This is a genomic window from Streptomyces sp. NPDC007863, from assembly GCF_040633895.1.
Taxonomy (GTDB): Bacteria; Actinomycetota; Actinomycetes; order Streptomycetales; family Streptomycetaceae; genus Streptomyces.
The window spans coordinates 273,275-300,112 of the sequence record NZ_JBEYEI010000008.1; the positions used below are offsets into that span (position 1 = coordinate 273,275).

Annotated in this window: 21 protein-coding genes, 2 tRNA genes, 1 pseudogene and 1 riboswitch; of the genes and pseudogenes, 19 read left to right on the forward strand and 5 right to left on the reverse strand. The window is 74.6% G+C overall.

Annotation, left to right across the window (positions count from 1 at the left end; all coding sequences use genetic code 11):
• From ABZ621_RS15670 to ABZ621_RS15685, 4 genes and pseudogenes are all read left to right on the forward strand, one after another.
• A pseudogene (locus ABZ621_RS15670) lies at nucleotides 1-371 on the forward strand (RNA helicase); the annotation flags it as partial.
• 173 nt (nucleotides 372-544) lie between these two features.
• On the forward strand, nucleotides 545-3,796 hold the full coding sequence (locus tag ABZ621_RS15675; protein ID WP_360604611.1) for an FG-GAP-like repeat-containing protein: 3,252 nt from the start codon (nucleotides 545-547) through the stop codon (nucleotides 3,794-3,796).
• Nucleotides 3,797-3,967: 171 nt separating this feature from the next.
• A complete protein-coding gene (locus ABZ621_RS15680) occupies nucleotides 3,968-7,108 on the forward strand; it encodes an FG-GAP-like repeat-containing protein (protein WP_360604613.1) in 3,141 nt (1,046 codons plus the stop codon).
• An 82-nt stretch (nucleotides 7,109-7,190) separates the two neighbouring features.
• Nucleotides 7,191-7,263: transfer RNA gene (locus ABZ621_RS15685), tRNA-Lys, on the forward strand.
• A 126-nt stretch (nucleotides 7,264-7,389) separates the two neighbouring features.
• Here the strand turns inward: ABZ621_RS15685 and ABZ621_RS15690 are convergent.
• Together ABZ621_RS15690 and ABZ621_RS15695 are read right to left on the reverse strand one after the other, a co-directional pair.
• Nucleotides 7,390-7,827: an RNHCP domain-containing protein gene (locus ABZ621_RS15690; protein ID WP_360604615.1), complete on the reverse strand. Its 438-nt coding sequence runs from the start codon at nucleotides 7,825-7,827 to the stop codon at nucleotides 7,390-7,392.
• 27 nt (nucleotides 7,828-7,854) lie between these two features.
• On the reverse strand, nucleotides 7,855-8,229 hold the full coding sequence (locus tag ABZ621_RS15695) for an RNHCP domain-containing protein (protein WP_360604617.1): 375 nt from the start codon (nucleotides 8,227-8,229) through the stop codon (nucleotides 7,855-7,857).
• A 540-nt stretch (nucleotides 8,230-8,769) separates the two neighbouring features.
• On the opposite strand from ABZ621_RS15695, the gene ABZ621_RS15700 reads away from it, so the two are divergent.
• The 6 genes from ABZ621_RS15700 to ABZ621_RS15725 all read left to right on the forward strand — a co-directional run bounded on the left by ABZ621_RS15700 (nucleotide 8,770) and on the right by ABZ621_RS15725 (nucleotide 15,117).
• The gene (locus ABZ621_RS15700) at nucleotides 8,770-9,234 is read left to right on the forward strand and encodes a hypothetical protein (protein WP_360604619.1); all 465 of its coding nucleotides are present in this window, start codon (nucleotides 8,770-8,772) and stop codon (nucleotides 9,232-9,234) included.
• A gap of 76 nt (nucleotides 9,235-9,310) precedes the next feature.
• Nucleotides 9,311-10,870 (forward strand): hypothetical protein, encoded by a 1,560-nt coding sequence (locus ABZ621_RS15705; RefSeq protein ID WP_360604621.1) that lies wholly within the window; start codon nucleotides 9,311-9,313, stop codon nucleotides 10,868-10,870.
• A gap of 55 nt (nucleotides 10,871-10,925) precedes the next feature.
• Complete coding sequence (locus ABZ621_RS15710; protein WP_360604623.1) at nucleotides 10,926-11,609, forward strand: ATP-binding cassette domain-containing protein; 684 nt, start codon at nucleotides 10,926-10,928, stop codon at nucleotides 11,607-11,609.
• A complete protein-coding gene (locus ABZ621_RS15715) occupies nucleotides 11,606-12,802 on the forward strand; it encodes an FtsX-like permease family protein (protein WP_360604625.1) in 1,197 nt (398 codons plus the stop codon). Before ABZ621_RS15710 ends, ABZ621_RS15715 begins: the two co-directional genes overlap by 4 nt.
• Before the next feature lie 114 nt (nucleotides 12,803-12,916).
• Nucleotides 12,917-14,365: a diacylglycerol kinase family protein gene (locus tag ABZ621_RS15720; RefSeq protein WP_360604627.1), complete on the forward strand. Its 1,449-nt coding sequence runs from the start codon at nucleotides 12,917-12,919 to the stop codon at nucleotides 14,363-14,365.
• The gene (locus tag ABZ621_RS15725) at nucleotides 14,362-15,117 is read left to right on the forward strand and encodes a phosphatase PAP2 family protein (protein ID WP_360604629.1); all 756 of its coding nucleotides are present in this window, start codon (nucleotides 14,362-14,364) and stop codon (nucleotides 15,115-15,117) included. Before ABZ621_RS15720 ends, ABZ621_RS15725 begins: the two co-directional genes overlap by 4 nt.
• Before the next feature lie 13 nt (nucleotides 15,118-15,130).
• On the opposite strand, the gene ABZ621_RS15730 is transcribed toward ABZ621_RS15725, so the two are convergent.
• Nucleotides 15,131-15,847, reverse strand: a complete 717-nt coding sequence (locus ABZ621_RS15730) for a class I SAM-dependent methyltransferase (protein WP_360604631.1) — start codon at nucleotides 15,845-15,847, stop codon at nucleotides 15,131-15,133.
• A 26-nt stretch (nucleotides 15,848-15,873) separates the two neighbouring features.
• On the reverse strand, nucleotides 15,874-16,875 hold the full coding sequence (locus ABZ621_RS15735; RefSeq protein ID WP_360604633.1) for a sigma-70 family RNA polymerase sigma factor: 1,002 nt from the start codon (nucleotides 16,873-16,875) through the stop codon (nucleotides 15,874-15,876).
• 192 nt (nucleotides 16,876-17,067) lie between these two features.
• On the opposite strand from ABZ621_RS15735, the gene ABZ621_RS15740 reads away from it, so the two are divergent.
• The 9 genes from ABZ621_RS15740 to ABZ621_RS15780 all read left to right on the forward strand — a co-directional run bounded on the left by ABZ621_RS15740 (nucleotide 17,068) and on the right by ABZ621_RS15780 (nucleotide 25,551).
• Nucleotides 17,068-17,571, forward strand: a complete 504-nt coding sequence (locus tag ABZ621_RS15740) for a rhodanese-like domain-containing protein (RefSeq protein WP_360604635.1) — start codon at nucleotides 17,068-17,070, stop codon at nucleotides 17,569-17,571.
• Nucleotides 17,572-17,703: 132 nt separating this feature from the next.
• A tRNA-Met gene (locus tag ABZ621_RS15745) sits at nucleotides 17,704-17,777 on the forward strand.
• 112 nt (nucleotides 17,778-17,889) lie between these two features.
• Nucleotides 17,890-18,630, forward strand: coding sequence for a MerR family transcriptional regulator (locus ABZ621_RS15750; protein WP_360604637.1), 741 nt, complete (start codon nucleotides 17,890-17,892; stop codon nucleotides 18,628-18,630).
• A gap of 98 nt (nucleotides 18,631-18,728) precedes the next feature.
• The gene (locus tag ABZ621_RS15755) at nucleotides 18,729-19,160 is read left to right on the forward strand and encodes a hypothetical protein (protein WP_360604639.1); all 432 of its coding nucleotides are present in this window, start codon (nucleotides 18,729-18,731) and stop codon (nucleotides 19,158-19,160) included.
• Between the two features lie 86 nt (nucleotides 19,161-19,246).
• Complete coding sequence (locus ABZ621_RS15760; protein ID WP_360604641.1) at nucleotides 19,247-20,281, forward strand: PLP-dependent cysteine synthase family protein; 1,035 nt, start codon at nucleotides 19,247-19,249, stop codon at nucleotides 20,279-20,281.
• Nucleotides 20,278-21,546 (forward strand): MFS transporter, encoded by a 1,269-nt coding sequence (locus tag ABZ621_RS15765; protein WP_360604643.1) that lies wholly within the window; start codon nucleotides 20,278-20,280, stop codon nucleotides 21,544-21,546. Before ABZ621_RS15760 ends, ABZ621_RS15765 begins: the two co-directional genes overlap by 4 nt.
• A 262-nt stretch (nucleotides 21,547-21,808) precedes the next feature.
• Entirely contained in the window at nucleotides 21,809-22,915 is a 1,107-nt protein-coding gene (locus ABZ621_RS15770) for a PP2C family protein-serine/threonine phosphatase (RefSeq protein ID WP_360604687.1), read from the forward strand.
• A gap of 222 nt (nucleotides 22,916-23,137) precedes the next feature.
• A riboswitch (cyclic di-AMP (ydaO/yuaA leader) is annotated at nucleotides 23,138-23,288 on the forward strand.
• 11 nt (nucleotides 23,289-23,299) lie between these two features.
• Nucleotides 23,300-24,511 carry a M23 family metallopeptidase gene (locus ABZ621_RS15775; protein WP_360604645.1) on the forward strand — a complete coding sequence of 404 codons (1,212 nt, stop codon included), beginning with the start codon at nucleotides 23,300-23,302 and terminating at the stop codon, nucleotides 24,509-24,511.
• A gap of 80 nt (nucleotides 24,512-24,591) precedes the next feature.
• Nucleotides 24,592-25,551 carry an aldo/keto reductase gene (locus ABZ621_RS15780; protein ID WP_360604647.1) on the forward strand — a complete coding sequence of 320 codons (960 nt, stop codon included), beginning with the start codon at nucleotides 24,592-24,594 and terminating at the stop codon, nucleotides 25,549-25,551.
• Here ABZ621_RS15780 and ABZ621_RS15785 read toward each other — a convergent pair.
• On the reverse strand, nucleotides 25,548-26,810 hold the full coding sequence (locus tag ABZ621_RS15785; protein WP_360604689.1) for a PrsW family intramembrane metalloprotease: 1,263 nt from the start codon (nucleotides 26,808-26,810) through the stop codon (nucleotides 25,548-25,550). The two genes, ABZ621_RS15780 and ABZ621_RS15785, sit on opposite strands and share 4 nt — an antisense overlap.
• Between the last annotated feature and the right edge of the window lie 28 nt (nucleotides 26,811-26,838).

Consider the following 26,838-nt stretch of genomic DNA (forward strand, 5'->3'; position numbering starts at 1 on the left):
GTCCGTCGGGCGGCTTCCGCCGGGACAACGACCGTCCGTCCTTCCGCGACCGCGATGACCGTGGTGGCGACCGTGGCGGCCGTTCCTTCGAGCGTCGCGACGACCGTCCGTCGGGCGGCTTCCGCCGCGACAACGACCGTCCCTCCGGTGGCGGCTTCCGTCGCGACGACCGTCCGTCCGGTGGCTTCCGCCGCGACAACGACCGTCCGTTCAACCGCGACCGCCGCGACGACCGCCCCTCGGGCGGCGGCTTCCGCCGCGACGACCGCCCGTCCGGCGGTGGCTTCCGCCGCGACGACCACCGCCCGTCCGGCTCCTCCTTCGGTGGCGGCCGCCGCGACGACAAGCCCCGCTGGAAGCGCAACGGCTGAGCCCGCGTGACCTGACACACCGACGAACCCCCGTGACACCGACCGTCACGGGGGTTCGTCGCGTCCGGCGTACAACCATCGGGGGCCTCCGGCGGTCTCGTACGCGGGCGCGCGCGACGCTCAGGCGTCCAGCCCGCCCCCCGTACTCATGGACCACCCCCGGAGGGGCCTCCTTGTCTCGTACCGCACCCGCGCGGCGGACGCGCGCCCGCGCCGCCCTCGTCCTGGCGCTCGCGACCGTCACGGCGGCGACGTCCGCCGGGATCGTGGCACCGCCCGCGCTCGCCGACACGGCGCCGCAGACCACCGTGCTCCCGGCCGCGCCGCGCTTCTCGCCGCGCGCCACCTCGATCCTCAACGCCGGTAAGACCGGATACCTGCTGGCTCAGGAGGGCGACACCCGCCTCCAGTGGATCGACTACGCCACCGGCAGGGCGACCCCGCTCTCCGTCACCCTGCCCGAGGCGCCGCGCTTCAACTACGTGGATGGGTACTGGGACTACAACCAGCGGTCGCTGTCGCTCGGCGACACCGGATACTGGGGTGACGGCTCCGACACCGTCGCTGTCCACTCCGCCACCCCCGCTCCGCACGTCACCCTCCAGAAGGGCGCGGGCGCGGTGTTCGCCGACATCGTCATCCCGCTGGGGCAGGAGTACGTAGGAACCTACGGGGACACCGTTCTCACCCGTACGGGCACGGCCGAGGCGCCCACTGCCTACCACCTGCTGCGGTACGACTCCGCGACCGGGAAGGTGACGGCCGGCCCGATCACCGGCTTCCCCGAGGGCGCCGTGCTCGGCGGGCTGGAGGACGCGGACGCGACCTCCCTCGTCCTCCGCTACAAGGAATCCGCTGGGGAGACCTGGAACCGGTGGAGGATCGTGGACATCGCCGACGGGGTGGCGAAGGAGCTTCCGGACCGCCCGGATCCGGAACAGCCCTGGGCCGTGAGCGGCTTCCGTCTCGGCGCGGGAACGATCCTGCGGGACGGAGTGGCGATCCTGGACCGCGCGGCTCCGCACACCTTGATACGAGCGGTCGGCTCCGGCGGCAGGTACAACACGACCTTCGCCCCGGTGGGCAGGGCGGTCCTCGCCGTCGATCCGCAGAACCCCGGAAACAACGAGTACCGGGGTACGGAGCTGTGGAACCTGCCGGACGCGGGCGAGGGACTGTCGAAGCCGCTGCTGCAGCGCGCGTACACCCAGATCGTCCTGACCCCGCAGGGTGACGCGCTCGTCGCCGGCGCGGAGACCGCCGAACCGTCGGGCGACGTCGACTGGGCCATCTTCCGGATCTCGCCGACCGCCGACGGAGGCGTGACCAAGCACCGCCTTCGCACCATCGAGCCGATGCCCGCCGAGATCTTCGGTCTCTCCCTCGGCAGCGGCATCCTCACCACGGCCGTGAACAGCACACACTTCTACCCGGGGGACGTCCACGGGGTCTACCGGTCCACCTGGATGTCCACGGGCGCCGGACAACCGCAGCCCGTCAGGACGACCGTGGACGCCCCGATGACCAGCACGCAGTTCAGCGGCTACGAGCCCCCCGGGCAGCGACTCTACGACCGGATCACTGCGAGCGGCGACGGAACCCACGGGCTGCGGGGCACCACCCTCAACGGTGGGTACACCGTCCTGTACCGCAACGGAGAACGGGACTGGGGGCCCTACGCAGCGACGACCGGCGACCGGCTGACCGACCTCTCCGGCCGGTTCGGGGTGGTGGTCACCGATGTGCCCGGTGACGAGCCGTCCGTCGTCCGGTTCAAGGGGGCGGGCGACGCGACCGTCACGCGACGCGTCGGCGACAGTCTGGCCGCGGTCTGGGGGGCCACCCTCTGGAGCGTCGACAAGGGCAGCCCGAAGATTTCCTCGGAGTCGCTGACGACCGGTGCGGCCGGGGCTTCCTTCAGCACGCCCAACTCCTGCCTGCCGACCGAACTCCAGGCCGCCGGACGCTGGGTGTACTGGTCGTGCGAGGACAGCGAGTGGGGCCCCGAGCAGGGGTCGGGCGTCTACGACCGGCAGACCGGACGAACCATGGCCGTGCCCGGACGGAACCTCCGCAACGTCCTGCTGGGCGACGGCTACCTCGTCCAGCAGGACGCAACGGCCGGGCTGCGGCTCCATGACCTGTCCGCCGGGCTGCCCGCCACCGGGTCGGCGGTTCCGACGCGCGTCCTTGTGGGGGCTGCCGCGCTGGGGCAACGGCACGGGGCCGGCTGGGGCTGGACCGTCGACCGCTTCGGCGGACACGTCGCCTATGCCGGCACCGACCAGCGGGTCCGCATCGTCGGCACCGGCGTCGCCGCGCCGCCCGTCAACGTCATCGACTCCGACGTCACCGGCGCCGCGCTGAACCTCGCCTCCTCCGGAGCCGGCTGGTCCGGCCGCTGGTGGACCTCCAAGCCCACCGGCGCCTGGAAGGTCACCGTGAAGGAGAAGGCCACCGGGACGGTCGTCCACACCGTCTCGGGCGCCGAGGCGCGCGGCCGGATCGACGCCGGCTGGACCGGGAAAGACGGCTCCGGCAAGGCAGCGCGGAACGGCGCGTACACCTGGACCCTCACCGCCCGCCCCGCCGACGGCATCGGCGCCGACCTCTCGCTGACCGGCTCCCTGACGGTGTCCGGCGGCGCCCCCGCGCCCCAGCCCGCCTGGCGGGACCTCAGCGGCGACGGCAAGGGCGATCTGCTCGGCCTCACCTCCGCCGGGCAGCTGGCCGTGCGGACCGGCACGGGGACCGGCGGGCTCGGCACCGGTGCCGTCGGCTCCGGGTGGCCAGCCTCCTCGGTCACCGTGCCCTTCGGCGACCTCTCCGGCGACGGCTGCGCCGACCTGCTCGTCCGCGACTCGGCCGGGACACTGACCCGGCACGACGGCTCGTGCGGCAAGACGGCGTTCGTGCCCGGCGGCCCGCGCCGGACGATCGGCGGCGGCTGGCAGATCTACAACGTCCTCACCTCCCCCGGCGACCTCACCGGCGACGGCCGCCCCGACCTGCTCGCCCGTACCCCGGCCGGCCAGCTGTGGATGTACGCCGACAACGGCAGCGGCGCGTTCAAGACCCGGACGCTGATCGGCAGCGGCTGGCAGACCTATGACCGGATCGTGGGGACCGGCGACCTGACCGGCGACAAGCACGGCGACCTCGTCGCCCGCGACACCACCGGTGTGCTCTGGCGCTACCTCGGCACCGGCAAGGGCAACTTCGGCGCCCGGGTACGGATCGGCGGCGGTTGGCAGACGTACAACGCCCTCGTCGGCGTCGGCGACTTCACCGGCGACGGCCGGGCCGACATGGTCGCCCGCGACACCGCCGGGGTGCTGTGGCGGTACGCCGGGTCGGGCGCCGGCCAGTTCGCCGGCCGCGTGCGGATCGGCGGCGGCTGGCAGATGTACCGGACGCTCTCCTGACGATCCCGCGCCATCGATGAGAGGCCGGTCCGTTCCCGTACAACCATCACGGGGCCGGACCGGTCTCGTACACGGATACGTGGGACGCTCATGTGTCCGATCGCCTGCACCGCCCGCCACAGCGCTGGACCCTGGGGAGGGGCCCTCTTGTCTCGTACCGCATCCGCGCCCGTGCGTCGTGCTCGTACCCGTGTCGCTCTGCTGGCCGCCGTCCTGGCCGTCACCGGTGGGGGGCTCGCGCCGGGGGCGATGGCCGCGCCCGGGGCGCCGGTGGTGGGGATCGACCAGGTGGACGTGGAGCCCAACTGGCGGGCGGAGCCCCGTGCGGAGACCGTGCTGGCCGCAGGTGCGAGTGGGTACGCGCATCGGACCGAGGGCTCCGGGGCAGACGTCGAGTGGACGGACTTCGCGAGTGGCACCAGCCGGTCGCTGGGCGACGGAATCGCCTCCTTCGCGCAGTTTGGGACCGGCGGCCGGTACGCGTACGTGGCGCCGAACCTCGGTGAACACGGGGTCCTGGACCTGGAGAGCGGTACGACGACGGCCCTGACCGTCCCCGACGACGCCTCCTACCGGGGGCTCGTCGGCGACCGGCTGCTCTTCCAGCAGTACGTGGCGGGTACGTCGCTCGGCGCCACCAGCGGGTACTTCCTCCGGGCCGCGAGCGCCCCGGACGGCGCCTCCGTCCCCGTCACCGGCTGGCCCGTCGGCGCCGACCTCCACGGGGCGCGGCTGGTGGCCGGCGCGGAGGACGTGGCCGTACTCCGGTTCACCGTCGGGACCTCGGGTGCGGTCCGTGACTCTGTCCTCGGGCTCGTGGACCTGGCCACCGGGCGGATGCGGGTGCTGTCGGCGCCGACGGGGGCGTACGCGGAGTCCTTCTCGGGCGTCGCCGTCACCGCCGAGCGGATCGCGTGGGTGGACCCGGACCGGAACGTCCACATCCGGCAGCGCGCCGACCTCGACGTCCCGGGGACGACCTATCCGCTGCCGGCCGGTCTGAACGGCGCCCGGATCGGGCTCGTCGGCGACTGGCTCCTGACCACGACCGAGTCCGCGACCGCCGGCGGCGTGCTCACCCGCCGCCTGGTCGCCGTGAGCCCTGCCGGCGTACGGGAGACGCTGCTCGCGGGGGCGCAGGAGCAGATCACACAGATCGCGGACGGGTCGGGCGTGGCCGTCGTCGGTGGTACGTCCGCCACCGACTGGGCCGTCCTCAGGGCCGTACCGAGCAAGGGCGGCGCCGCCCCGGCTCTGGAGAAGCTGCGCCCGGTGGCGCCGCTGCCGGCCGAGGTGGGGTCTCTGGCGCCAGGGATGGGCCGGCTCACCACACTGGAGAAGGACGGCTCGAAGGGCCCCGGTTTTCAGAGCCGTTCCCTGTCGGTCGGCCCGCTCCACACCGGCCAGACCGCGGCGGCCTGGGCAGGCGGCGAGGCAGGCGCGCAATGGGACGACAGGATGCCGCTCTTCGACACCGGTGACGGCCGGACGGTCTCGCTCCCGAGGATCCAGGAAACCCCTCTGACGGTCGTCTCCCGCAGGACCAGCGGCCCGGACATCGGAAAGACCACCCGGGTCGTGGTAGGCGGCCGGGACGCCTGGATCGCCGACGCCTTCGGCCGCTGGACCGTCGTCCAGACGGGCTTCACCACCTGGCAGGGCGAACTCGCCGTGGGCGGCGAGACCCTTCTCCTCGACATGGACGCGCAGAAGATCGTCGCGCGCCGGCCGCAGGCGGCGGCGGCCCTCTGGGGGGACACCCTCTTCAGCGGCACGGGCACCACGGGCGACGTCGTCCGCGAGGACCTGGCCACCGGCAAGGTTCTGAGCACGGTCGCGACCGGCGCAGGCTGCCCCCTGACCGAGCTCCAGGTCGCCGCCGGCCGCTGGCTCTACTGGTCCTGCGGGCAGTACGTGAAGCACGGCATCCTCGACCTGAAGAACCCGTCCGCTCCCGTCCGCATCGCGCTGCCCGAGGGGGTCCGCGGGGGCGGACTGCTCGGCGACGGCTACTTCGTGGAGCTGCGGAGCGCGTTCCTGCGGGTCATCGACTTCTCCAGCGGGAAGGCGGCCGTGCCCTTCGCCCTGACCCCGGCCGAGGAGGTCCACGGCACGCGGCGGACGGTCTGGACCGTCGACCGCTTCGGCGGCGCCGTCGCCTACCGGGGCGCCGACCAGCGGGTGCACGTCGTCTGGACCGACATCCCCGCCTCCGACCTGAGGACCGCCGCCGCCTCGACCCCGACCGGGCTGCGGATGCCCGGGACCTGGAAGGCGTCCTGGACGCTGTCGAAGCCCGCCTCCCTGTACGAGGTGAACGTGGTGGACGCGTACAGCTTCGAGCCCCTGCGGACCTTCCGGGGCACCGAGACCCGCGGGCGGATCGACGTCACCTGGGACGGGAGGAACGCGGCGGGCCTGCCCGCGCCGAACGGGCCGTACGCGTGGGAGGTGCGCGCCCTCACCGCCGACGGCAAGGGCCGCGACCTGTACGCCTCCGGCCGGATCACGGTCTCCGGCAGCCGGCCCGCCTTCCGGGACCTCGCGGGCGCCGACGCCCAGGGCGAGCTGCTCGGCGTGAACACGTCCGGCGCCGTCTCCCTCTACCGGGGCAACGGCCTCGGCGGGCTCTCCGCCCGCGCCACCGCCACCGGCGCGGCCTTCCCGGCCGGCACCCTCCTCGTGCCCTTCGGCGACGTGAACGGAGACAGCTGCGCCGACGTCCTCGGCCGCGTCGGCAACGAGCTGCGCGCCTACCGGCCGGGCTGCGGCAAGGTCGTCACGGCCTCGTCGCCGTACACCGCCCTCGGCGCCGGCTGGGCCCAGTACGACGTGCTCACGCCGCCCGGCGACGTCAACGCCGACGGCCACCAGGACCTGATCGCGCGCCAGACCACCACCGGCGACCTGTACTTCTACGCCGGCACCGCCGACCACCGCCTCGCGCCCCGGGTCCGGATCGGCATCAACTGGAAGCTGTACAAGCGGATCACCGGCGCGGGCGACCTCGACGGCGACGGCCGCGGCGACCTCCTCGGCATCGACGGCTCCGGCGTCCTGTGGGCCTACTTCGGCACCCCGTCCGGCGGCGTCACCCCGCGCGTGAGGGTCGGCGGCGGCTGGCAGGTCTACACGGCCGTCCAGGGCGTCGGCGACCTCGACGCCGACGGCGACAGCGACCTCGTCGCCCGCGACGCGTCCGGCCGCCTCTACGCCTACTACAGCTACGGCCGCGGCCGCACCAGCGACCGCTACGGCCTCCGCGAGCTCATCGGCACGGGCGGCTGGAACACCTTCCGCACCCTTCACTGACCCTGCGCACGGCGCGGCGGGTTCCGATACCCGATCGGTTCCCCGGGCCCGTCGGGCTATGCTGCACGGAGTGCTCGCACACGGGCCGTTAGCTCAATTGGCAGAGCAGTGGACTTTTAATCCATTGGTTGTGGGTTCGAGTCCCACACGGCCTACCGCCAGCAAAGCGCCCCACCCGGTCCGGACCGGGTGGGGCGCTTCGTCGTTCTGTTTACCCGGGGCGGTAGGCGCTTTGGGCACGGGTGACCCCGTGGGCGTCGGTTATCCGTCGGTTCTCTCGGTCACAGGGTGAGCAGGGCGCGGCCGGCGGCCCGGGGGTCGGCCAGGGGGCGGAGGGCGAGGCGGACGAGGGCGAGCGGGTTGTCGTCGCCGGCGACGCGGTTGGCGCTGAGCTCGCCGCAGGAGGCGCACTGGTGGATGAGCAGCCACTCGCCGTCCGGGCGGACGGACATGCCCAGGGCCTCCATCCGGCCGTGGCAGTCCGCGGCGCGGTCGCCCGGGATCCGCCGGTCGACGTGCAGGCTGGCGAGGCAGTGGGGGCAGTGGTTGCGGTGCGCGGTGCCGGGGGCGACGAGGGACACGTCGAGCCGGCAGGACGCGCACCGGAAGTCGTTGGCCCGGTGCCCGCCCTGGGTGTGCAGGACGTCCTTGTACCGCTGCGGGCGGCGCCGGCCACGGCTGGTGCGGTTGTTGTGGTTGTTGTGGTTGTTGCGGGGCATGGCGGTGCTCCTTCCCTTTCCGGGCGGTCAGAGGGTTCCGAACGCTTCGAGCGGGAAGGGCGGTTGGGCCAGCGGGCGGACCGCCATGCGCATGAGGATGAGCTGGTTGTCGTCGACGCACACCGGGTTGGAGGTGAGCTCGTCGCAGCGCACGCAGCGGTGGATCACCCGCCAGTCACCGGTGCGCAGGACGGCGATGGCGATCGGCGACATCCGGCCCTCGCAGTGGCTCGCCCCGCCCTCGACGTGGTCGAGGACGTGCCGGGAGTGCAGACAGGACGGGCAGTGGTTGCGCGGCGCGCCGTCGGAGGCGTACGCGGACACGGTCAGACCGCACCACGCGCAGGCGAAGGTGCCGAGGCCGAGGGTGTGGTGGGAGGTGGGGGAGGTGTGGTTGGACACCCGGTTGCTCCTTGCTGGGAAGTCGGTCGAGACAGCAAGAGCAGGCCGAGTGGCCTCGTCGGAAGGCAGCCCGATCACGCGCCACGGATCGGTGGCGTGGCGCGGCGACAGGCGGTTCAGAGCACCGGAGAACACGTCCGGCAGCCACCCGCAGAGACGGGAGGCGAAGGCTACGGACGGTTACGCGGTACGGCGAGGCGCACTCGGCGCGGACCGGGACATCAACACCCTTTTCCAGGGCACACAGGCCCAGAACGAATCAGAACGACCCCACCAGCTAACAGGGCGCCTCCCGGGGGCGTCAACGGATTATTCGACTGCTGCGGACGGGTGAATCAGCGGGGCAGCGCAGTGGCCGGAAACGGGTCACGGGTGGGGGCGGCGCTCCTTCGTGCCGGGCAGATCGTCCCGTCGGCCGGGTGACCGTCGGCGCGCTCGACGCGCGGGCGCCGTGGACGTTTCTTCGCGCCCTTTCGGCCACCTTCCGGGCGGGCGGCGATCTCTAGGCTCGGGTGTTCCGCGGACACAGGGGAGAGACAGATGATGAGGACGCTGCAGGTCGTCGGGGTGGCCGGGTTGCTCGTGGCCGCCGCGACCGTACCCACCTCGGCCGTCTCCGACAGCGCCTCGGCCGCGCTGCCGAGCACGGGTGCGCGGGTCGAGGTGAACGCCTGGCACTGCAACGTCTACGCCGACAAGTGCTCCTTCAAGACCTCCACGAAGGCCCTGAAGGGGTCCGCCCGGTACACGGTCAGCAAGATCACCAACGTGGCGACCGTCAAGGCCAACGGCGTTCAGGCCACCCTCTCGCTGAGTCCCAGCGGTACGCCCGTGAGCGAGAACACCCGGCAGGTCACCTGGACGAACCAGAACTCCTGGATCGCGGACATCAGCGGGATCGCGGATCCGGGCGGTTCCCTCAACACCAGCATCACGACCTGCTCGGACGGCAGCATCTTCAAGTCCGGGGTCAAGGCGTTCGCCTCGGCCTGCGCGAACGACTGAGCCGTTGCGTCGGGCGAGCCGGATGCGGCGAGTGGGGCTCATGCGGCGAGTGGGGCTTACGCGGCAGACGGGGCTCATGCGGCAGCAGGGGCACATGCGGTGGGCCGGTGGGGTCGCGGCCGTCGTGGGGGCCTCGGTGCTCGGCGTGGTTCTGTTCGGTGGCGGGGGCGAGGTGCCGCGGCCGGGGGCGGCGGGGAGCGGGCTCGGGGTGCAGCTCGGGGCCCTGCGAGGGGCCAACGACCTGGTGCGGGCCGGGCGGGACGAGGTCGGGCGGACGCCCGCCCTGTACCCGACCGCGTACGGGCGGCTGGAAGCCGCCGTCGGCGGCGCCGTGCCGCCGGTGCGCGGGGACGCGCTCGTCGAGGTCGTCCGCCGGGACGCCGTGGACACCGCCGCCTGGCGGGCGTACTACGTGTGTCTCGCGACGGACGGCGACCGGCGGGCCGCCGGCGGCGTGGTCGACCGGGCGGGGATCCGGCGGGAGGCGGAGCGCGAGGCGGTCGCCTATCTCCGCGCGCCCGACCGGGGCGACGACGCTCCGACGTCGCTGATGACCCGTGCCGCCTTCCTGCGGGTCCTCGACTGCCTGGGACGGGGCCGGGACGTGCCGCGGGCGGCCGTGGCACGGCTCGCCGCCGATGTCGCCCGCGGCGACCAGCCCGCGCCCGCCCTCTACGCGGTGGAGGCGCTGCGGGCCGCGGGCGTCGAGGCCACGCCGACCCGGGTCCTGCGGGAGACCGGGTCCCGCGCGCCGGACGACTGCGCCGGACTCGAAGCCGTCCAGCGGGCCGCGCTGACGCTCCTCGGCGGGCGGTCGGACCGCTCCACGCGCGCGTGCCTGCGGCCCGCGCTGAGCGACCCCGATCCGCAGACGCGCTGGCTCGTCCGGCGGGCCCTCAGCGGGGACGCGCCGGAGGCCGCGGCGGCACTGCCCCCGCCGGCCGCCCGGGTCGGGGCGGACGGGCTCGTCGCCAGGACGCCCGCCCAGATGGGCACGCTCAGCGCCACCTACGACGCCGCCCGCGCCCTTGCCGCCGGCGGCCGGCCGGGGGAGGCGCCGGGGTGGCTGGTGGAGGGGCTGCGGAGGCTCGGGACGGAGGACGGGCTCGATCCGGCGGACCGGGTGCTGCTCGCCATGACGTGTCATCGGCTGTCGCTGGAGTGCGGTCCGCAGGCCGAGAAGGGGGCCGAGGAGGCGGCCGCGCTGGCGGTGCCGGGGCGGCTCACCCCGGCCAACCGGCGGAGCTGGTACGGGGCGATGAGCGCCCGTGCCGAGTTCGGGCTGGGGTGCCGGCCGACGGTCGTGGACCTGCCGGCCGGGGATCCCGACCTGGCCGGCGTCGCCGCCGTGCTCGGCGAGGCCGGCTGTACGGAGCGGGCGGCGGAGCTGGTCGACGGCACCGACCTCGTCGGACTCGCCCGGCGGGCGCTGCGGAACGGGGACCTGGTGGCGGCCTCGGACGCGGTGCGGGCCGCGCTCGCCGCCGGGGTGACGGTCCCTCAGGCGTTCTGGGACGAGCTGCCCGCCCTGCTCGCGCGGCACCGGGACGCCCGCTACCCCGATCTGTACGCCGAGGCCGCGGGCGGTACCGCTGCCGCGGACGCCACCCTGGCCGCGTACCTCCTTCTCGCCTGACGGCACCCGGCGGTCGGGACCGTCCCGACCGCGACCCCAGCCCCGAGGACGTCCTGTGAACCGTTCCGCCCCACCCGTCGTCGAGGCCGACGGGCTGTCCTTCCGCTATGCCTCCGGCGCGGGGCTCGCGCGCGCCGATCTCCGTCTGGAGGCGGGGGAGACGGTGGCCGTCGAGGGGTCGTCGGGCTCCGGGAAGAGCACGCTGGTCGCGCTGCTCGGGCTGGTCCTCGCCCCGTCCGGCGGGACGCTGCGCGTCGGTGGTACGGAGGTGGCCGGGCTGTCGGCGGCCGAGCGGGACCTGATGCGGCTGCGGTCGATCGGGATCGTGCTCCAGGACCTCGGGCTGCTGCCGTTCCTCGACACCTGGGAGAACGTCGCCGCCGCCTTCGGGCCCCGGTTCGCCCGGCACGAGGAGGAGGCCCGGAGCCTGCTGCGCGAGCTGGGGATGGAACGGCTGGCCCACGCGCGCGTGGAGGAGCTTTCCGGGGGCCAGCGGCAGCGGGTCGCCGTGGCCAGGGCGGCGGTGAAGAGGCCCCTGCTCGTCCTCGCCGACGAGCCGACCTCTGGGCTCGACCCCGCGAACGCCGAGGGGGTCATGGGCGCGTTGCGGTCCTGCGCGGCCCAGGGTTCCGCCGTCCTGCTCGTCACCCACGACCCGGTCGTCGCGGCGGCCTGCGACCGGCGGTACGTGCTGGAGGACGGGGTCCTCGCCGCCGTCCGCGAAGGGGGGCTGGTGTGAGCCGGTGGAGCCTGTACACCTGGTGGCGGGACGGGCGGTCGCTGCGCCGCTCGCTGCCCACGCTCGCCCTGCTCACGGCCGCCGTCGGGCTCTGCGCAGGGGTCGCGGGCGGCGCCGCCGGGGCGGTCGAGCGGGACGTGCTGGGGTCCGGCGGGCTGACCCAGATCGAACTGTCCTCCTTCGAAGAGGACGCCTCCGTACGGCCGTTGACCACGCCGGCGCTGCGGGAGGCCGCGCGGGTGCCCGGCGTCGAGCGGGTCGTCGCCGACCACCCCGCCACGCTGTACGCGGCGGAGGACGGCACGTACGACCTGGGCAGCCGTACGCTCACCCCGGCCGACGACCTGCCCGTCGTCGCCGGCCGGATCCCCGGCGCGCTCGGCGCCGGGGACGTGGTGCTGCCCGCCCGCGCGCAGGGCACCGACTTCCGTCCGCTGCTCGGGCGGACCGTCGCCTTCGGCCACACCCGCGCCACCGGGGTCTCCTCGGGGACGACGGACGTCGTCCGGCTGCGGGTCGTCGCGCTGTACGACCCCTCCTGGCAGAGCGACGGGCGGGACGTCGCCTACCTCGCCGAGCCGACCGCCGCCCGGCTCGCGGCGGCCCGCGCCGGGCAGGAGACGGAGGCGTTCCGCGACCGGGAGGGCGCCGAGTCCGCCGTCGTCGTGGTCGCGCACCAGAACCGGGTGGCGGCCGTGACCCGGGCGCTCCAGGAGCAGGGCTTCGCCGCCGCCCCCGTCTCCGACCGGGTCCGCCAACTGCCCGGCCTGTTCGGGTTCGCCGCGCTCGGGATGCGGTTCGGGGTGCCGGTGCTGGTGGTCGCGGCGGCCGTCCTCGGAGCCGTACGGGCCGCGGACAGCGCGCGGGCGCGGCTCGGGCAGTTCGCCGTGCTGCGGGTCCTCGGCGTGGGGCGCGGCGAGGTGCGGCGGATCCTGCTCGGCGAGGCGCTCCTGTCAGGGGGCGCGGCCGGGATGGCCGGCGTGGGCGCCGGGGTGCTCTGCTCGGTGCTGGCCGCCGGGCCGCTCAGCGGCGTCCTGGGGCTGCCCATCGCCCTCACGGACGCCCTTCCCGGACCGTACGAGGCGCTCGCCCTGCTGCTCCTGCCCGCGACGGGGCTCGCCGTCGGCGTGCTGCTCGGCAGCCGCGAGGTGCTGCGGCGCGATCCGTATCTGACGGTCCGGGCGCACGGCTGACGCCTCCGGCCTGCCTGCGGGAGGCGGGAGACGGGGTGATCTTCCTTCGAACGGCTGCTGTCGTGGGGTGGTTCGGGGGAGGGTGGGGGAGGCTTGGAAGGTGGAGGTGGGGTCGTGGACGGGGATGCGCGGTGGTGGGGCGGCGGGGCCGGGGCGGGGGGTGCCCGGGAGTTGGCCCGGTGGGCGTTGGGGGCGGCCGCGGGTGCGGTGTTCGTGCTGCTGTCGGCGTTGGGCGGTGGCGGGCTCTACGTGCTGCTGAGCGGGGTCGTGGGGCTGGTCGCCGGGGCCGTGGGGCTGTGGTGGTTCGTCGCGCACCGGGGGGCCCTGCGGGTCGCGGGGGGTGTGGTGGCGGTGGGGGCGCCGGTGGGCGTGCTCGTGCTGTACGTGGTCGGGGGGTTGTGGCTGTTCGCGCTGGCCGCGCTCGGGCTGTGGGCGGTGGCGCTGGGGTGTGCGCGGGCGGCGCTGCGCAGGCCGGGTGAGGCGGCCGACGCGCCCGCGCCCGCCGTGGCCGCCGAGCGGCCCCGGCATCCTGTGCTGATCATGAATCCGAAGTCCGGGGGCGGGAAGGTCGAGCGGTTCGGGCTCGTCCGCAAGGCGGAGCGGCTCGGGGCGCGGGTCGTGGTGCTCGATCCGGCCGAGCCCGTCGACGTCACGGCGCTCGCCCGGAAGGCCGTCGCCGACGGGGCCGATCTGCTCGGGGTCGCCGGCGGGGACGGCACCCAGGCCCTCGTCGCGGCGGTGGCCGTCGAGCACGACCTGCCCTTTCTCGTGATCTCGGCGGGGACGCGGAACCACTTCGCGATGGACCTGGGGCTCGACCGGAACGATCCGGCGGCCTGCCTGGACGCGCTCACCGACGGGGAGGAGCTCCGCGTCGACCTCGGCACGGTCGCCGGGCGGCCGTTCGTCAACACCGTCTCCTTCGGGGTGTACGCGGACGTGGTGCGGCGGCCCGAGTACCGCGACGCCAAGGCCGAGACCGCGTTCGAGGCGCTGCCCGACCTGCTGCGGGGCGGCCTCGGCGACCGGCTCGACGCGACCGCCGACGCCACCCGGCTGCCGGGCCAGCAGGCCCTCCTCGTCAGCAACAACCCGTACGCCGCGCCCGATCCGTTCAGCGCGGGCGCCGGGCACCGCACCCGGCTGGACGGCGGGCGGCTGGGCGTCATCGGCATCCGCGTCGACGGCGCCGCGCACGCCGCCGAGCTGGCCGTCCTCGGCAATCGTTCCGCCGCGCTCAACGTCCTGACCGCGCACCGCGTCGAAGTCCACGGAGGGGTCACCAACACGGGTGTGCCGAAGGCGGAGCGGACCCTGCCGGTGGCCGTGGACGGGGAGGCGCTCGTCCTGCCCACGCCGGTCGTCTGCGAACTGCGGCCGCGGGCGCTGCGCGTGCTGGTGCCGAGGGTCAGGCCGGGAGTGGTTCCGCCGCCCCCGCCGTTGGACTGGCGGCGGCTCGTACGGATCGCCTTCCCCGACCCGTACCGGGCCGGGGTGTCGAGCAGTTCGGTCATCAACCGTCCTCGGGCGTCGTCCGAGGACTCCTACAGGAGTGGCGCATGAGCAGCGAGGACGCGAGCAGGTACGAGGACGGGGGCAGGCACGAGGAGGGCGGCGGGCACAAGGCGGGCGACGGGTTCGAGGAGGGCGGCGGGCACAAGGCGGGCGACGGGTTCGAGGAGGCGGGCGGCACGCGGACCGTGCCTCCCGTGCGGCTGCGGGACCGGCCCCGGGCCGCCGTCTCCACCGCGCAGGCCGTGCTGCACGACCTGCGGATGGTGGACGGGGCCGTGTACGGGGCGGTGGCCGCGACGCCCACGCCCGCCCTGGACGTCGGGCTGCGCCGGCTGTCGCACGCCGCCGACCACTCCAAGATCTCCTTCGCCGTCGCCGCCGGGCTCGCCCTCTTCCCGGGGCGCCCGCGCCGCGCCGCGGCCGCGGGTCTCGGCGCGATCGCGATCGCCTCGGCGACGGCCAACCTCCTCGGCAAGCGGCTGGTCCGCCGGCCGCGCCCGGACCGGGAGGCGGCCCGGGTGGTGGTGGGCCGGCACGTGCCGATGCCGGAGTCGGCCTCGTTCCCGTCCGGGCACACCGCCTCGGCGGTCGCCTTCGCCACCGCGGCCGGCGTGGTCCTGCCGCCCGCGGCGGTGCCGCTGGGGCTGCTCGCCTGGGCGGTCGGCTACTCCCGCGTCCACACCGGGGTCCACTACCCCGGCGACGTGGCCGCCGGCGCCGTCCTCGGCCTCGCCAGCGGCGCCGCCTCCCTGGCCGTGGGAGCCTCCCTGCTGAAGGCCGGCCGGGCGGCGGCCGGATAGGGGAGCGGCCGGTCTACGGGACGCGGGTCATCGTCACCCGCCAGAGGCGGCGCGGGAGTTCGCCCTCCTCGAAGGCGGTGACGTCGTCGAGCCGCCAGCCCCCGGCGGCCAGGTCCTCGACCAGCTCGCGGGAGAAGAAGTGCACGGCGAAGCCGCCGTGCTCGTGGATGTCGTCGCCGAGGTCGCGGCCCGTCCCGTAGTGGGCGTCCCCGGTGTGCCGGACGGTGAAGACGAACCGGCCGCCGGGGCGCAGCACCCGGTGCACCTCGGCGGTCAGCGTCCGGATCTCGGCCGTCGACAGGGCCATGCACATCAGCATGTGGGCGAAGACCGCGTCCGCGGTGCCGTCGGCGGCGGCCAGCGGCTCGCGCACGTCCTGGACCGCGGTCGCGATCCGGTCCCCGAGTCCGCGCTCCTCGGCCGCCGCCCTCAGCTGGGCCAGGCCGGCGGCGCTGAAGTCCGTGGCCCGTACGGAGAATCCCGTACGGGCGAAGTGGAGGGCGTCCCGGCCGTGCCCGGCGCCCAGCTCCAGGACGTCCAGGGCGCCCGCCTCCCGGAAGAGCCCGGCGGCGTACCGGGCCGGGGCGGAGGGCTCGTCCCCGTACATGCCGGGGTGGGCGGTGTACGTGGACTGCCAGTGGTCCCGGTGGTCCCGGTGGTCCCGGAGGCCCCGGCGGGCCGGGTGGTCCGGGCCCGCCGGGTCGCCGCTCCGCGGTTCGTGGCTGTTCATGGGGCCGACGGTACGGCCCGCCGGGGTCAGTCCGGGTACACGGCGCGGGCCAGTGCCTCCGCCGGGATGTCCAGGGCCGCGAGGCGCTCCGGGTCGGCCAGGACCTGCATCCGGACGATGCGGTCCCCGACGATGGTGAAGGCGAGGAGCGAGGCCGGCTTGCCGTCGACGACCCCGAGGACGGCCGGGGCGCCGTTGACGACGAGCGGCAGCGCCGCGTTGCGGAAGCTCGCGTACAGGAGGGCCTGGCGGACGATCTCCTCGGCGCCGCGCACCACCTTGGAGGCGCCGGCGAGGAGCGGGCCGCCGTCGGCGCGCAGCACCGCGTCCGGGTCGAGGACGGCGAGCAGGCCCTCGAAGTCGCCGCCCTGGGAGGCGGCGAGGAAGGCGTCGGCGATCTCCCGCTGGCGGCGCGCGTCGGGGCCGGGGCCCGGGTCGGCGTCCTGGACGCGCCGCCGCGCCCGGCTCGCCAGCTGCCGGGTCGCCGCCGGCGTACGGTCCACGATCCGCGCGATCTCGTCGAAGGAGACGGCGAACATGTCGTGCAGCACGAAGGCGAGCCGCTCGGCGGGCGACAGCGTCTCCAGGACGACGAGGAGGGCGAGGCCGACGGACTCGGTGAGCTCGGCCGTGTGTTCCGGGTCGCCGGCGCCGGGGACGTGCACGATCGGGTCCGGCACGTACGTGTCGAGGGGGTCCTCGCGCCGGGTGCCGCGCGAACGCAGCATGTCCAGGCAGACGCGGCCGATGACCGTGGTCAGCCAGCCGGTGAGGTTGGCGACCCCGCTCACGTCGGTGCGGCTGAGCTTGAACCAGGTCTCCTGGACCGCGTCCTCGGCCTCGCTGAGCGAGCCGAGCATGCGGTAGGCGACCGCCCGCAGATGGCCGCGGTCGGCGTCGAACCGCCGCGCCAGCGCCTCGGCGGCGCCCGCGTCACCGGCCCCGGTGCCGGTCCAGGCCCCGGCCCTGGTCCCGGTCGTGCCGTCCGGCGTGTCTTCGGCCGCGCGCTCCGGCGTCGTCTCGTCCATCCGCCCGTGTCCCCCTTCGCGTCCCGTCATGTCCCCATGACGGATCAGAATCACCGGATGTGACCCGCCGACGTCTCGGCCCGTGAGATCCACGCCGTACGCATGCGATCGCCCGGGTTTCCCCGGGCGAAGCCGTCGGCCCCCGTGGAATGCCACTTCAGCGCGATGATCATCATCCGTAGATTGATCACCATGACGACGACGGACAACCAGGTCAAGCCCCTCAACCCCGTACTGCGCACCCCGCCGGCCTCCCCCGCCGCCGCGGCCGCCTACTTCTCCGCCAGCCTCGCCTTCCACGCGGACGTCTCGGACGTGGCCTCCGTCCTGGCCGACTCCCGCGAGACCGGCGCCGACCCCGGCTTCGTGCTGATCGACACCCGCTCGACCGCCTCCTGGGACCAGGGGCACGTCGTCGGTGCCGTCCACCTCCCCACCGCGCTCATCCCCGAGCAGGCGGAGCGGCTCCTCGACAAGGACGTCCCGGTCGTCACCTACTGCTGGGGCCCCGGCTGCAACGGCGCCACGCGCGCCGCGCTCGCCCTCGCCGAGCTGGGCTTCCAGGTGAAGGAGATGCTCGGCGGCTTCGAGTACTGGGTGCGCGAGGGCTTCGCGTACGAGACCTGGGAGGGGGCGGCGCAGAAGGCCGCCGACCCGCTGACGGCCCCGGTCGACGCCGAGGACTGCGGCTGCTGACAGGCCGGTGACCGGCGGCCTGTCGGGCCGTCTGCCGGCTGTCTGTCGGCAGACGGCAGGGGTGCCCGGACCGGCTGCCTGGATATCGGATTTCGGATTCGGGCGTCCATGCCGTAGAGTCATATTCACCGACGCGGGGTGGAGCAGCTCGGTAGCTCGCTGGGCTCATAACCCAGAGGTCGCAGGTTCAAATCCTGTCCCCGCTACTCAGTAGCCCGAAGGCCCGGATCGTATCCAATCGATCCGGGCCTTCGGCGTTCCCGGATACTTCCTCTGCGGCTTGACCTTTACGCAACGTCAAGTTCTACCGTTTTCGGCATGGAGTGGTCGATCCAGGAGGTCGCCAGAAAGGCCGGCACCACCAGCCGCACGCTCCGCCACTACGGCGAGCTGGGGCTGCTGGAGCCGAGCCGGATCGGCGCGAACGGTTACCGGTACTACGACGAGGCGGCGCTCGTCCGGCTGCAGCGGATCCTGCTGCTGCGCGAGCTCGGGCTCTCGCTGCCCGCGATCGCCGAGGTCCTCGAAGGCCAGCGGGACACCTCGGCCGCCCTGCGCACGCATCTGGCCCTCCTTCAGCAGGAGCGCGAGCGCATCGGGCGGCAGATCGAGGCCGTGCGGACCACTCTCCACAAGACCGAGAGAGGAGAACGGCTCATGGCCGAGGAAGTCTTCGACGGCTTCGATCACACGCGGTACGAGGCGGAGGTCACCGAACGGTGGGGCCGCGACGCCTACGAGCGGGGCGACCGCTGGTGGCGCTCGCTGGGCGAGGCGGAGAAGAAGGAGTTCATGGAGACGCAGGCGGCCATCGCCCGCGACTTCGGCGCGGCCGCCGCGGCCGGACTCGCGGCGGACGGCGAGGAGGTGCAGGCGCTGGCCCTGAGGCAGTACGAGTGGCTGTCGGTCACCACCGCGCCGACGAAGGAGTACCTGATCGGGCTCGGCCAGATGTACGTGGACGATCCGAGGTTCACCAAGAACTACGACAAGCACGGCGAGGGCACCGCCGTCCTGGTGCGGGACGCCCTGACGGTCTGGGCCGAGCGGAATCTGTGAGGCCCGCGCGTCCCCGGCGTCCGAAGTAAACGGCGGCCGAAACCGTACCGCTCCGTGCCCCGCCTCTTTGCGCGGGCGCGAACGCGGAACGTAACGTCGTGACCGCCATGTGTGACGAGACCGTGAAGGACCGGCGAGGAGCAGCAGGAGGACGGGCGCCCGTCCTCCTGCTGCTCCTCGCGCTCCTCGCGCTCTTCGCGGGGCTCTGCCACGGCGTCCCCGGGACCGCCGGGCCCGCCCTGCCGGGGCACCCGGCGACCGGCCCGGCCGTCGCCGTCGTCGGCCCCGCCCACGGCGCCGTGCCGCACGGCTGCGGGCAGGACGGCGAGGGGCACTCCGCCGAGCTGCCGCCGCCCGCTCAGACGGCCGCCGTCCCGCAGCTCGACCCGCCGGGGCCCGGCGCGGTCGTCACCGTCGGACACGCCACCCCGCTGCCGCCCGCGGCGGAGCTCCGGCACGTCCGCACCCGGGCCGGGCCCTGCCCCGAGCCCGGGCTGCTGCTCATCTCCCTCGGAGTGGACCGGAACTGAGACCGCCCCGTCGCCGCCCGCGACGGCCCGGCGCTCTTCCTTCCGAAGCACCACCCGGAGCACCACCCACTTCCGAGGACACAGCCATGCCTCCGCACGCTCCCCTGTTCTCCCCCGCGCACCCCACCGTCGGCAACACCCCCGTCCTGTGGACGGACGACGGCTACTGGGCCAAGCTCGAAGGCTTCAACGCCGGCGGCATCAAGGACCGCCCGGCGCTCCACATGGTCGAGGAGGCCCGCCGCCGGGGCGATCTGCGGCCCGGCGCCCCCATCGTCGAGTCGACCTCCGGCACCCTCGGTCTCGGGCTCGCCCTCGCCGGAGTCCTCCACGGCCACCCCGTGCACGTCGTCACCGACCCCGGACTGGAGCCGATCGTCGAGCGGATGCTCGTCGCCCACGGCGCCACCGTGCACGTCGTCACCGAGCCCCGTCCGCGGGGCGGCTGGCAGCAGGCCCGCAAGGACCGGGTCGCCGAACTCCTCGCCGTCCTCGACGGCGCCTGGTGGCCCGACCAGTACGGGAACCCCGACAACCCCGCCGCCTACGCCGGCCTCGCCGCCGAACTCTCCGGGCAGCTCGACCGGATCGACGTGCTCGTCTGCGCCGTCGGCACCGGCGGCCACTCCGCCGGCATCGCCCGCGCGCTGCGCGCCACCAGCAGCCCCGCCCTGGAGCTCGTCGGCGTCGACTCGATCCGCTCCACCGTCTTCGGCCTGCCCGCCGGGGAACGGCTGATGCGGGGGCTCGGCTCCTCGATCCACCCCGCCAACGTCGACCACGCGGCCTTCGACGAGATCCACTGGATCGCCCCGGCGGAAGCGGTCCGCTCGGCCCGCCGGCTCGCCGCCCGCCAGTACGCCACCGGCGGCTGGAGCGTCGGCGCGGTCGCGCTCGTGGCGGGCTGGCTGGCCCGTACCCGCCCGCGCGGCACCCGGATCGCCGCCGTCTTCCCCGACGGCCCGCAGCGCTACTTCGACACCGTCTTCAACGACGCCTACTGCGCGGCCCACGGCCTCCTCGACGGACCCGTACGGGACGAACCCGCGCCCTATGAGGGCCCGGAGGGGATCGAGGGCTGGACCCGCAGGGTCCTGGACCGGAAGGCGGCCGCCCGATGAGCGCCACGACCGGCACCCCCGCCCCCACCGCTCCCCGCGGCGGGATCTGGAAGCGGAGCCGCGGCTTCGACCCGGCGGTCCGGCTGCTCTTCCTCAACCAGCTCACCATCAACCTCGGCTTCTACATGCTGATGCCCTACCTGGCCGCCCACCTGGCCGACGGGCTCGGTCTGGCGGCCTGGGCGGTCGGACTCGTCCTCGGCGTCCGGAACCTCTCCCAGCAGGGCATGTTCCTGGTCGGCGGGGCGCTCGCCGACCGGCTCGGCTTCAAGCCGCTCATCGTCGCCGGGTGCGCGCTGCGGACCGTCGGCTTCGGTGCGCTCGCCTTCGCGCAGTCGCTGCCCTTCCTCATCGCCGCCTCGCTCGCCACCGGCCTCGCGGGCGCGCTCTTCAACCCGGCCGTCCGGGCCTGCCTGGCGGCGGAGGCGGGGGAGGAGCGCAGGGTCGAGGCGTTCGCGCTGTTCAACGCCTACTACCAGGCAGGCATCCTGCTCGGCCCGCTCGTCGGGGTGGTGCTCACCGGGGTGTCGTTCCGGCTGACGTGCCTGGTCGCGGCGGTGCTCTTCCTGGGCCTGACCCTGGTGCAGCTGCGCCACCTGCCGGTCTCGGCGGGCGGCGGCCGGCCGGTCCCCGGGGACGGCGCGGAGGGCGGGGCCGAGGACGGGACCCGGGGGCAGTTCCGCACCGTCCTCGGGAACCGGACCTTCTGGCTCTTCTCGCTCGCCATGACCGGCTCGTACGTCCTCTCCTTCCAGGTCTACCTGGCGCTGCCGCTCGCGGCGAGCGGCCCGGGCGTGACGACCGCGCTCTTCGTGGTCTCCGCGCTCGTCGCGCTCGCCGGGCAGCTGCGGATCACCGCCTGGTGCGCGGCCCGGCTCACCCGCGAGCGGAGCCTCGTCCTCGGACTCGCCCTGATGGGCGGCGCCTTCCTGCTGCCGGCGCTGCTCGGCCGGGGCGTGCCCGCGCTGCTGCTGTGCGCGGCGGTCCTCGCGGTGGCGAACGCGGTGCTCTACCCGTACGAGATGGACACCGTCGTCGCCCTCTCCCGGGGCCGCTGGGTGGCCACCCACTACGGGCTCTACAACACCGTGTGCGGGGTCGGCATCACCCTCGGGAACCTCGGTACGGGCGTGCTGCTCGACGTCACGGGGTGGACGGCGGTCCCCTGGCTGGCCCTGTGCGCGGTCGGCCTGGGGTGCGCGGCGGCGGTCGGCCTGCTCGGGAGGGGCGGCCGGCTGCGGACGGAGGGACAGGGGAAGCCCTAGGGGGGCGTCTCGGGGTACGCCGGTCGGACCCCCGCCGGTCGCCGCGCGGCGGCGGGGCGGGGAGGCTTGAGGGGTGTGCGGCCGCGGGTCCCGGCCCCGGCCCGCACGGCCCGGTGGCGGGCCCCGACCGGTCAGGAGTTCTCAGGTGGCGCACCCTCGGGGCGAGGAGCCCGGCGGCCGTATCGCCGGGACCGGTGCGCCCCGGGGCCCCTACGGGGGCGAGGCGCGGCCGCCCGTCGCCTTCGGGGCGACCCGGAGGTTCCTGCGGGCGCTGCCGCCGCTGATCATCGTCGGCGGGGTGGCCTTCGACCTGTCCACCCCGCCCTCGTACACGGCGGCGCCGCTCTTCTCCGCCGCGCCGCTGGTCGCCGCGCCGTTCTTCTCCCGGCTCACGACCCTGCTGACCGGGCTCGCCGCGATCCTCGCCTCGGTCGGGCTGCACGCGTACAACGACACGCTCTCCGACGTGCCCTCGCTCACCGAGACCCTCACCGTGGTGACCGTCTCCGCGCTGGCGATGGTGATCAACCTGGTGGTGCGGCGCAGCGGCGAGCGGCTGGCGTCGGCGCGGGTGATCGCGGAGGCGGCGCAGCGGGCGGTGCTGCCGATGCCGGCGGAGCGGATCGCGGGGCTCCAGTGCGCGGCGCGGTACGAGGCGGCGCAGGCGGACGCGTTCATCGGCGGCGACCTCTTCGCCGTGCAGGACACCCCGCACGGGGTGCGGCTCGTGGTCGGGGACGTGCGGGGCAAGGGGATGGACGCGGTGGAGGCGGTGGCCGTGGTGATCGGCGCCTTCCGGGAGGCGGCCGAGCAGGAGGCGGCCCTGGAGGGGGTGGCGGCGCGGCTCGAACGGGCGCTGACCCGGGAGGGGACGCGGCGCGAGGGCCTCGACGCCTTCGAGGGGTTCACCACGGCGGTGCTCGCCGAGATCCCGCGCGAGGGCGGGGTCGTACGGATCGTGAACCGGGGGCATCCGCCGCCGCTGCTGCTGTACGGGGACGGGCGCCTGGAGCCGCTGGAGCCGGCCGAGGCGGCGCTGCCGCTCGGGATGGGGGAGCTGGCGGTGGGGCCGGACCGGGCCGACGAGTGGCCGTACCCGCCGGGCACGACGCTGCTGTTCCACACGGACGGGCTGTCGGAGGCGCGGGACGCGCAGGGGGTCTTCTACGATCCGGCGGCGCGGCTCGCGGGGGCGGTCTTCCCGGGGCCCGAAGAGCTCCTCGACGCGCTCGTGGACGACGTGCGGCGGCACACCGGCGGGCGCTCGACGGACGACATGGCGCTGCTCGCGGTGACCCGGCCGGCGGCGGGCGCGCCGGAGCGGCGGCGGACGATGCCGGTGGTGCCGCCGGGACCGGCGCCCCGCTGACCCGCGTGTCACCGTCCGTGGTCAGCAGGTGCCTCAGAGATAACAATTGACACAACGTCAGATTTCAAGGGTTTGGCAAGGCCTCACTGAAGGGCGCTCAACTCGGGCGATTCCCTGCCAATTCAATGAATGATCAAGGGGAACGGCTTGGAATAGGAGTGCCGTGTCTATTAACGTTCGATAACGCAGCGCGGTCGTCCCAGCCGTCGCAAGAGACGGCTCCGTGCGCACGTGCCGAATCCCGTAAGGGAACCGGGGAACCAACCCTTGGGGTGAATCGGGCCCCTCGCACCTCCCCCGTGCGAAGAGCCCGTAGGAGACCTTCCTGCTCCGAACCCGTCAGCTAACCCGGTAGGCGAGAAGGAAGGAAAGGAGCGCGCCTCCGTGGCGTCCAACACCCCCGTACCCGAAGCCCCCTTCGAACCCTTCGGCGGCCCGGGTGCCGTCGGCGCGGACGACCCGGACGGCTTCGCGCCCGGCGCGTACGAGACGGCCTCCTTCACCCCCGCCCCCGGCGAGTGGAACCCGACCGAGGGCTCCCTGCGCGCCGAGAGCCGCTCCGGCGGCCGGCACCGGGTCGTGAAGCAGCGGTCCAACTTCGCCCGCTCCTCCACCGTCCTGGGCGTCGGCGTCATCGCCGCCGTCGGCGCGGGCGGCCTCGCCACCGCGCAGGAGAAGGCCCCCGTCGCCATCTCCCTCCCCGACCTGCCCGACCTGGGCCTGCCGGACGCCCACGACCTTCCCGGCGTCGGCGACCTCCTGCCCGGCGGCGAGGAGGAGAAGACCGCCCCGGTCCGCGAGTCCGCGCCGGCCCCGGCCGGCGGCGTCGCCGCGAAGCCGCTCACCTCGGTCACGTACACCGCCCCGGCCGACACCACCGCCGGCACCGAGGCCGAAGAGCGCACCGCCACCACCGCCGACGCCGGCGAGGCCCTGCGCGCCCGCATCCTCCAGCAGGCCGAACAGCAGCAGCAGGCCGCCCTCGACGCCGAGAAGCTCGCCGCCGAGAAGGCCGCCGCGGAGAAGGCCGCCGCCGACGCCCAGGCCCAGGCCGAGGCCGCCGCGAAGGCCGAGGCCGACCGCATCGCCGCCGAGAAGGCCAAGGCGGAGGCGGAGCGGCTCGCCGCGGAGAAGGCCGAGGCCGAGCGCATCGCCGCCGAGAAGGCGGAGGCCGAGCGGCTCGCCCAGCTGGCCGCCAGCTACTCCATGCCGCTCTCCTCCTACACGCTCACCTCCACCTACATGCAGTCCGGCTCGATGTGGTCCTCCGGCTACCACACCGGCCTCGACTTCGCCGCCCCCACCGGCACCCCGCTCAAGGCGGTGCACGGCGGCACCATCAAGTCGGCCGGCTGGTCCGGCTCGTACGGCTACCGGATCGTCCTGGAGCTGGAGGACGGCACCGAGGTCTGGTACTGCCACCTCTCCTCGATGACCGTGGCCGCCGGCCAGACCGTCACCACCGGCGAGACCATCGGCCGCGTCGGCGCCACCGGCAACGTCACGGGTCCCCACCTCCACATGGAGGTTCACACCCCCGACGGTTCGGGCATCGACCCGGCGGAGTGGCTGCGCTCCAAGGGCCTGTCGGTCTGACCCCGACGCGTGAGCGTTCCGGCCGGGGTTCAGGCTCCTCGACCGGAATACGCCCGGCGGCGCAGGGGGTTGAGTACGTCATGTCCTCACCCCTGCGCCCGCTGGGCACCTCCGACCTGAACGTCTTCCCGCTCGCCCTCGGCGGCAACGTCTTCGGGTGGAGCGCCGACGAGGAGCGCTCCTTCGCCGTCCTCGACGCCTACGCCGCCGCGGGCGGCAACTTCCTGGACACCGCCGACGTCTACTCCGAGTGGGTCGAGGGCAACGAGGGCGGGGAGTCCGAGACCATCATCGGCCGCTGGATGGCCGCCCGCGGCAACCGCTCCGACATCGTCGTCGCCACCAAGGTCGGCCACCACTCCCGCCTCAAGGGCCTGGCCGCCACCACCATCAAGGCCGGCGCGGAGGAGTCCCTGCGCCGCCTCGGCACCGACCACATCGACCTCTACTACACGCACTTCGACGACGAGTCCGTGCCGGTGGAGGAGATCGTCACCGCCCTCGACCAGCTCGTGAAGGACGGCAAGGTGCGGGCCGTCGCCGCCTCCAACATCTCCGCCGAGCGGCTGCGCGCCTCCCTCGACTTCGCCGAGGCCGAGGGGCTCACCCGGTACGTGGCGCTCCAGCCCGAGTACAACCTCGTCGCCCGCGAGAAGTACGAGGGCCCGCTCCTCGACACCGCCGCCGAGACCGGCCTCGCCGCCGTCCCGTACTACGGTCTCGCCGCCGGCTTCCTCACCGGCAAGTACCGGCCGGGCCGGACCGTCGAGAGCGTCCGCGCCCGCGGCGCCTCCGCCCACGCCGAGACCGCTCGCGGCCGGGCCGTGCTCGCCGCGCTCGACGAGGTCGCCGAGGCCCACGGCGCCGAGCCCGCGACCGTCGCCCTCGCCTGGCTCGCCTCCCGCCCCACCGTCACCGCGCCGATCGCCTCGGCCCGCACGGTCGAGCAGGTCCCCGCGCTCGTGGCGGTCGCCGGCCTCAAGCTGACCGACGCGGAACTGGCCCGCCTGACGGCCGCCTCCGAGACGCCCGAGGGCTAACCCTTGTAGGGGTTGTAGCCGCCGTAGTCGAGGTACTGCGGCGGCACCCACACCCGGCCGGTGGCCCGCGCCGCGTACGAGAGCGCCGGCGCGGCCGTCGTCCGGCGCGCCCACAGGTGGTGCAGCAGCTCCTGCTCGCGGGCCGCGAAGTCCGGCACCGGGACCGTGCCCCGGCGGGCCCGCTCGCGCAGGAAGGCGAGGGTCGTCGCGAAGGACTCGTACTCGCCGACCGCCCGCGCGCCCGCCTTGCCGTACGTACGGGACGCCACCGCGCGCGCGGTGCGGCGGGCCCGCATCGAGGAGAGCGCCAGCGGCTCCTCAGGGGAGAGCCAGCCGGCCGCCGCGTACGCCGGGAGCACCCCGGCTATCGTCCGCAGCTCCTTCTGCCGGCTCCACACGGCGAGCCAGGTCAGCAGCCCGAAGGCCGGGACCATGAAGACGCCGTAGACCGCGTAGAAGGCCAGCGGGCCGCCGAAGGTCGCCGAGCCGTTCCACAGGGCGTGGACGCCCATCGCGAGCAGCAGCCCCGCGAGCGGCAGCAGCACCTTGCGCGGTCGGCGCACCTTGCCGCGCGGGGCGAGCGCGGCCAGGCCGAAGCCGATGCCGGTGAGCACGGTGAAGAGCGGGTGCGCGAACGGCGACATCACGACCCGGACGAAGAAGGTGCCGGCGGTGACGGCGCCGATGCCGCCGTCGCCGAGGTCCTGGTCCTCGCCGAAGGCGGTGCCGAGGTAGAGGATGTTCTCGGTGAACGCGAAGCCGGTCGCGGTGAAACCGGCGATCACCACCCCGTCGACCAGGCTCCGGAAGTCCCGCCGCCGGAAGAGGAAGAGCAGCAGGATCGCGGCGGCCTTCGCGGACTCCTCCACCACCGGGGCGATCACGGTGGCGCCCAGGTCGTCGGCCGAGCGCGGATCGGCGGTCGCCGTGGCGATCCAGCGGACGGCGAAGGAGTTCGCGAGGATCGCGACCAGGGCGGCGGCGAACGCGCCCCACGCGAAGGCGAACAGCAGGTTCTTCCACGGCCCCGGCTCGACCCGGTCGAGCCAGCGGAACGCCGCCATGAGCAGCGGTACGGGGAACACCGCGAGTCCCAGGCCGACGAGGAAGCCCTCGGTGCCGGTCTGCTCGCGCACCAGCGCCAGGATCACCAGGGCGCAGAGCGCGAGCAGCGTGATGAGGGCGACGGCCCGGACGATCCGGCTCCGCCAGAAGGCCCGCCGCGGCCGGTACCGCCACTGGCGCCGGTCGGCGGCCACGGCGAACGACGGCTCGTCCCCCTCGCGG

Coding starts and splice junctions, on each gene's coding strand:
- ABZ621_RS15730 (WP_360604631.1), bottom strand. CDS start 15,847: ATGAACAGCCACGAACCGCGGAGCGGCGACCCGGCGGGCCCGGACCAC.
- ABZ621_RS15780 (WP_360604647.1), top strand. CDS start 24,592: ATGTCCTCACCCCTGCGCCCGCTGGGCACCTCCGACCTGAACGTCTTC.
- ABZ621_RS15705 (WP_360604621.1), top strand. CDS start 9,311: ATGCGGCAGCAGGGGCACATGCGGTGGGCCGGTGGGGTCGCGGCCGTC.
- ABZ621_RS15765 (WP_360604643.1), top strand. CDS start 20,278: ATGAGCGCCACGACCGGCACCCCCGCCCCCACCGCTCCCCGCGGCGGG.
- ABZ621_RS15735 (WP_360604633.1), bottom strand. CDS start 16,875: ATGGACGAGACGACGCCGGAGCGCGCGGCCGAAGACACGCCGGACGGC.
- ABZ621_RS15700 (WP_360604619.1), top strand. CDS start 8,770: ATGATGAGGACGCTGCAGGTCGTCGGGGTGGCCGGGTTGCTCGTGGCC.
- ABZ621_RS15690 (WP_360604615.1), bottom strand. CDS start 7,827: ATGCCCCGCAACAACCACAACAACCACAACAACCGCACCAGCCGTGGC.
- ABZ621_RS15750 (WP_360604637.1), top strand. CDS start 17,890: ATGGAGTGGTCGATCCAGGAGGTCGCCAGAAAGGCCGGCACCACCAGC.
- ABZ621_RS15740 (WP_360604635.1), top strand. CDS start 17,068: ATGACGACGACGGACAACCAGGTCAAGCCCCTCAACCCCGTACTGCGC.
- ABZ621_RS15760 (WP_360604641.1), top strand. CDS start 19,247: ATGCCTCCGCACGCTCCCCTGTTCTCCCCCGCGCACCCCACCGTCGGC.
- ABZ621_RS15725 (WP_360604629.1), top strand. CDS start 14,362: ATGAGCAGCGAGGACGCGAGCAGGTACGAGGACGGGGGCAGGCACGAG.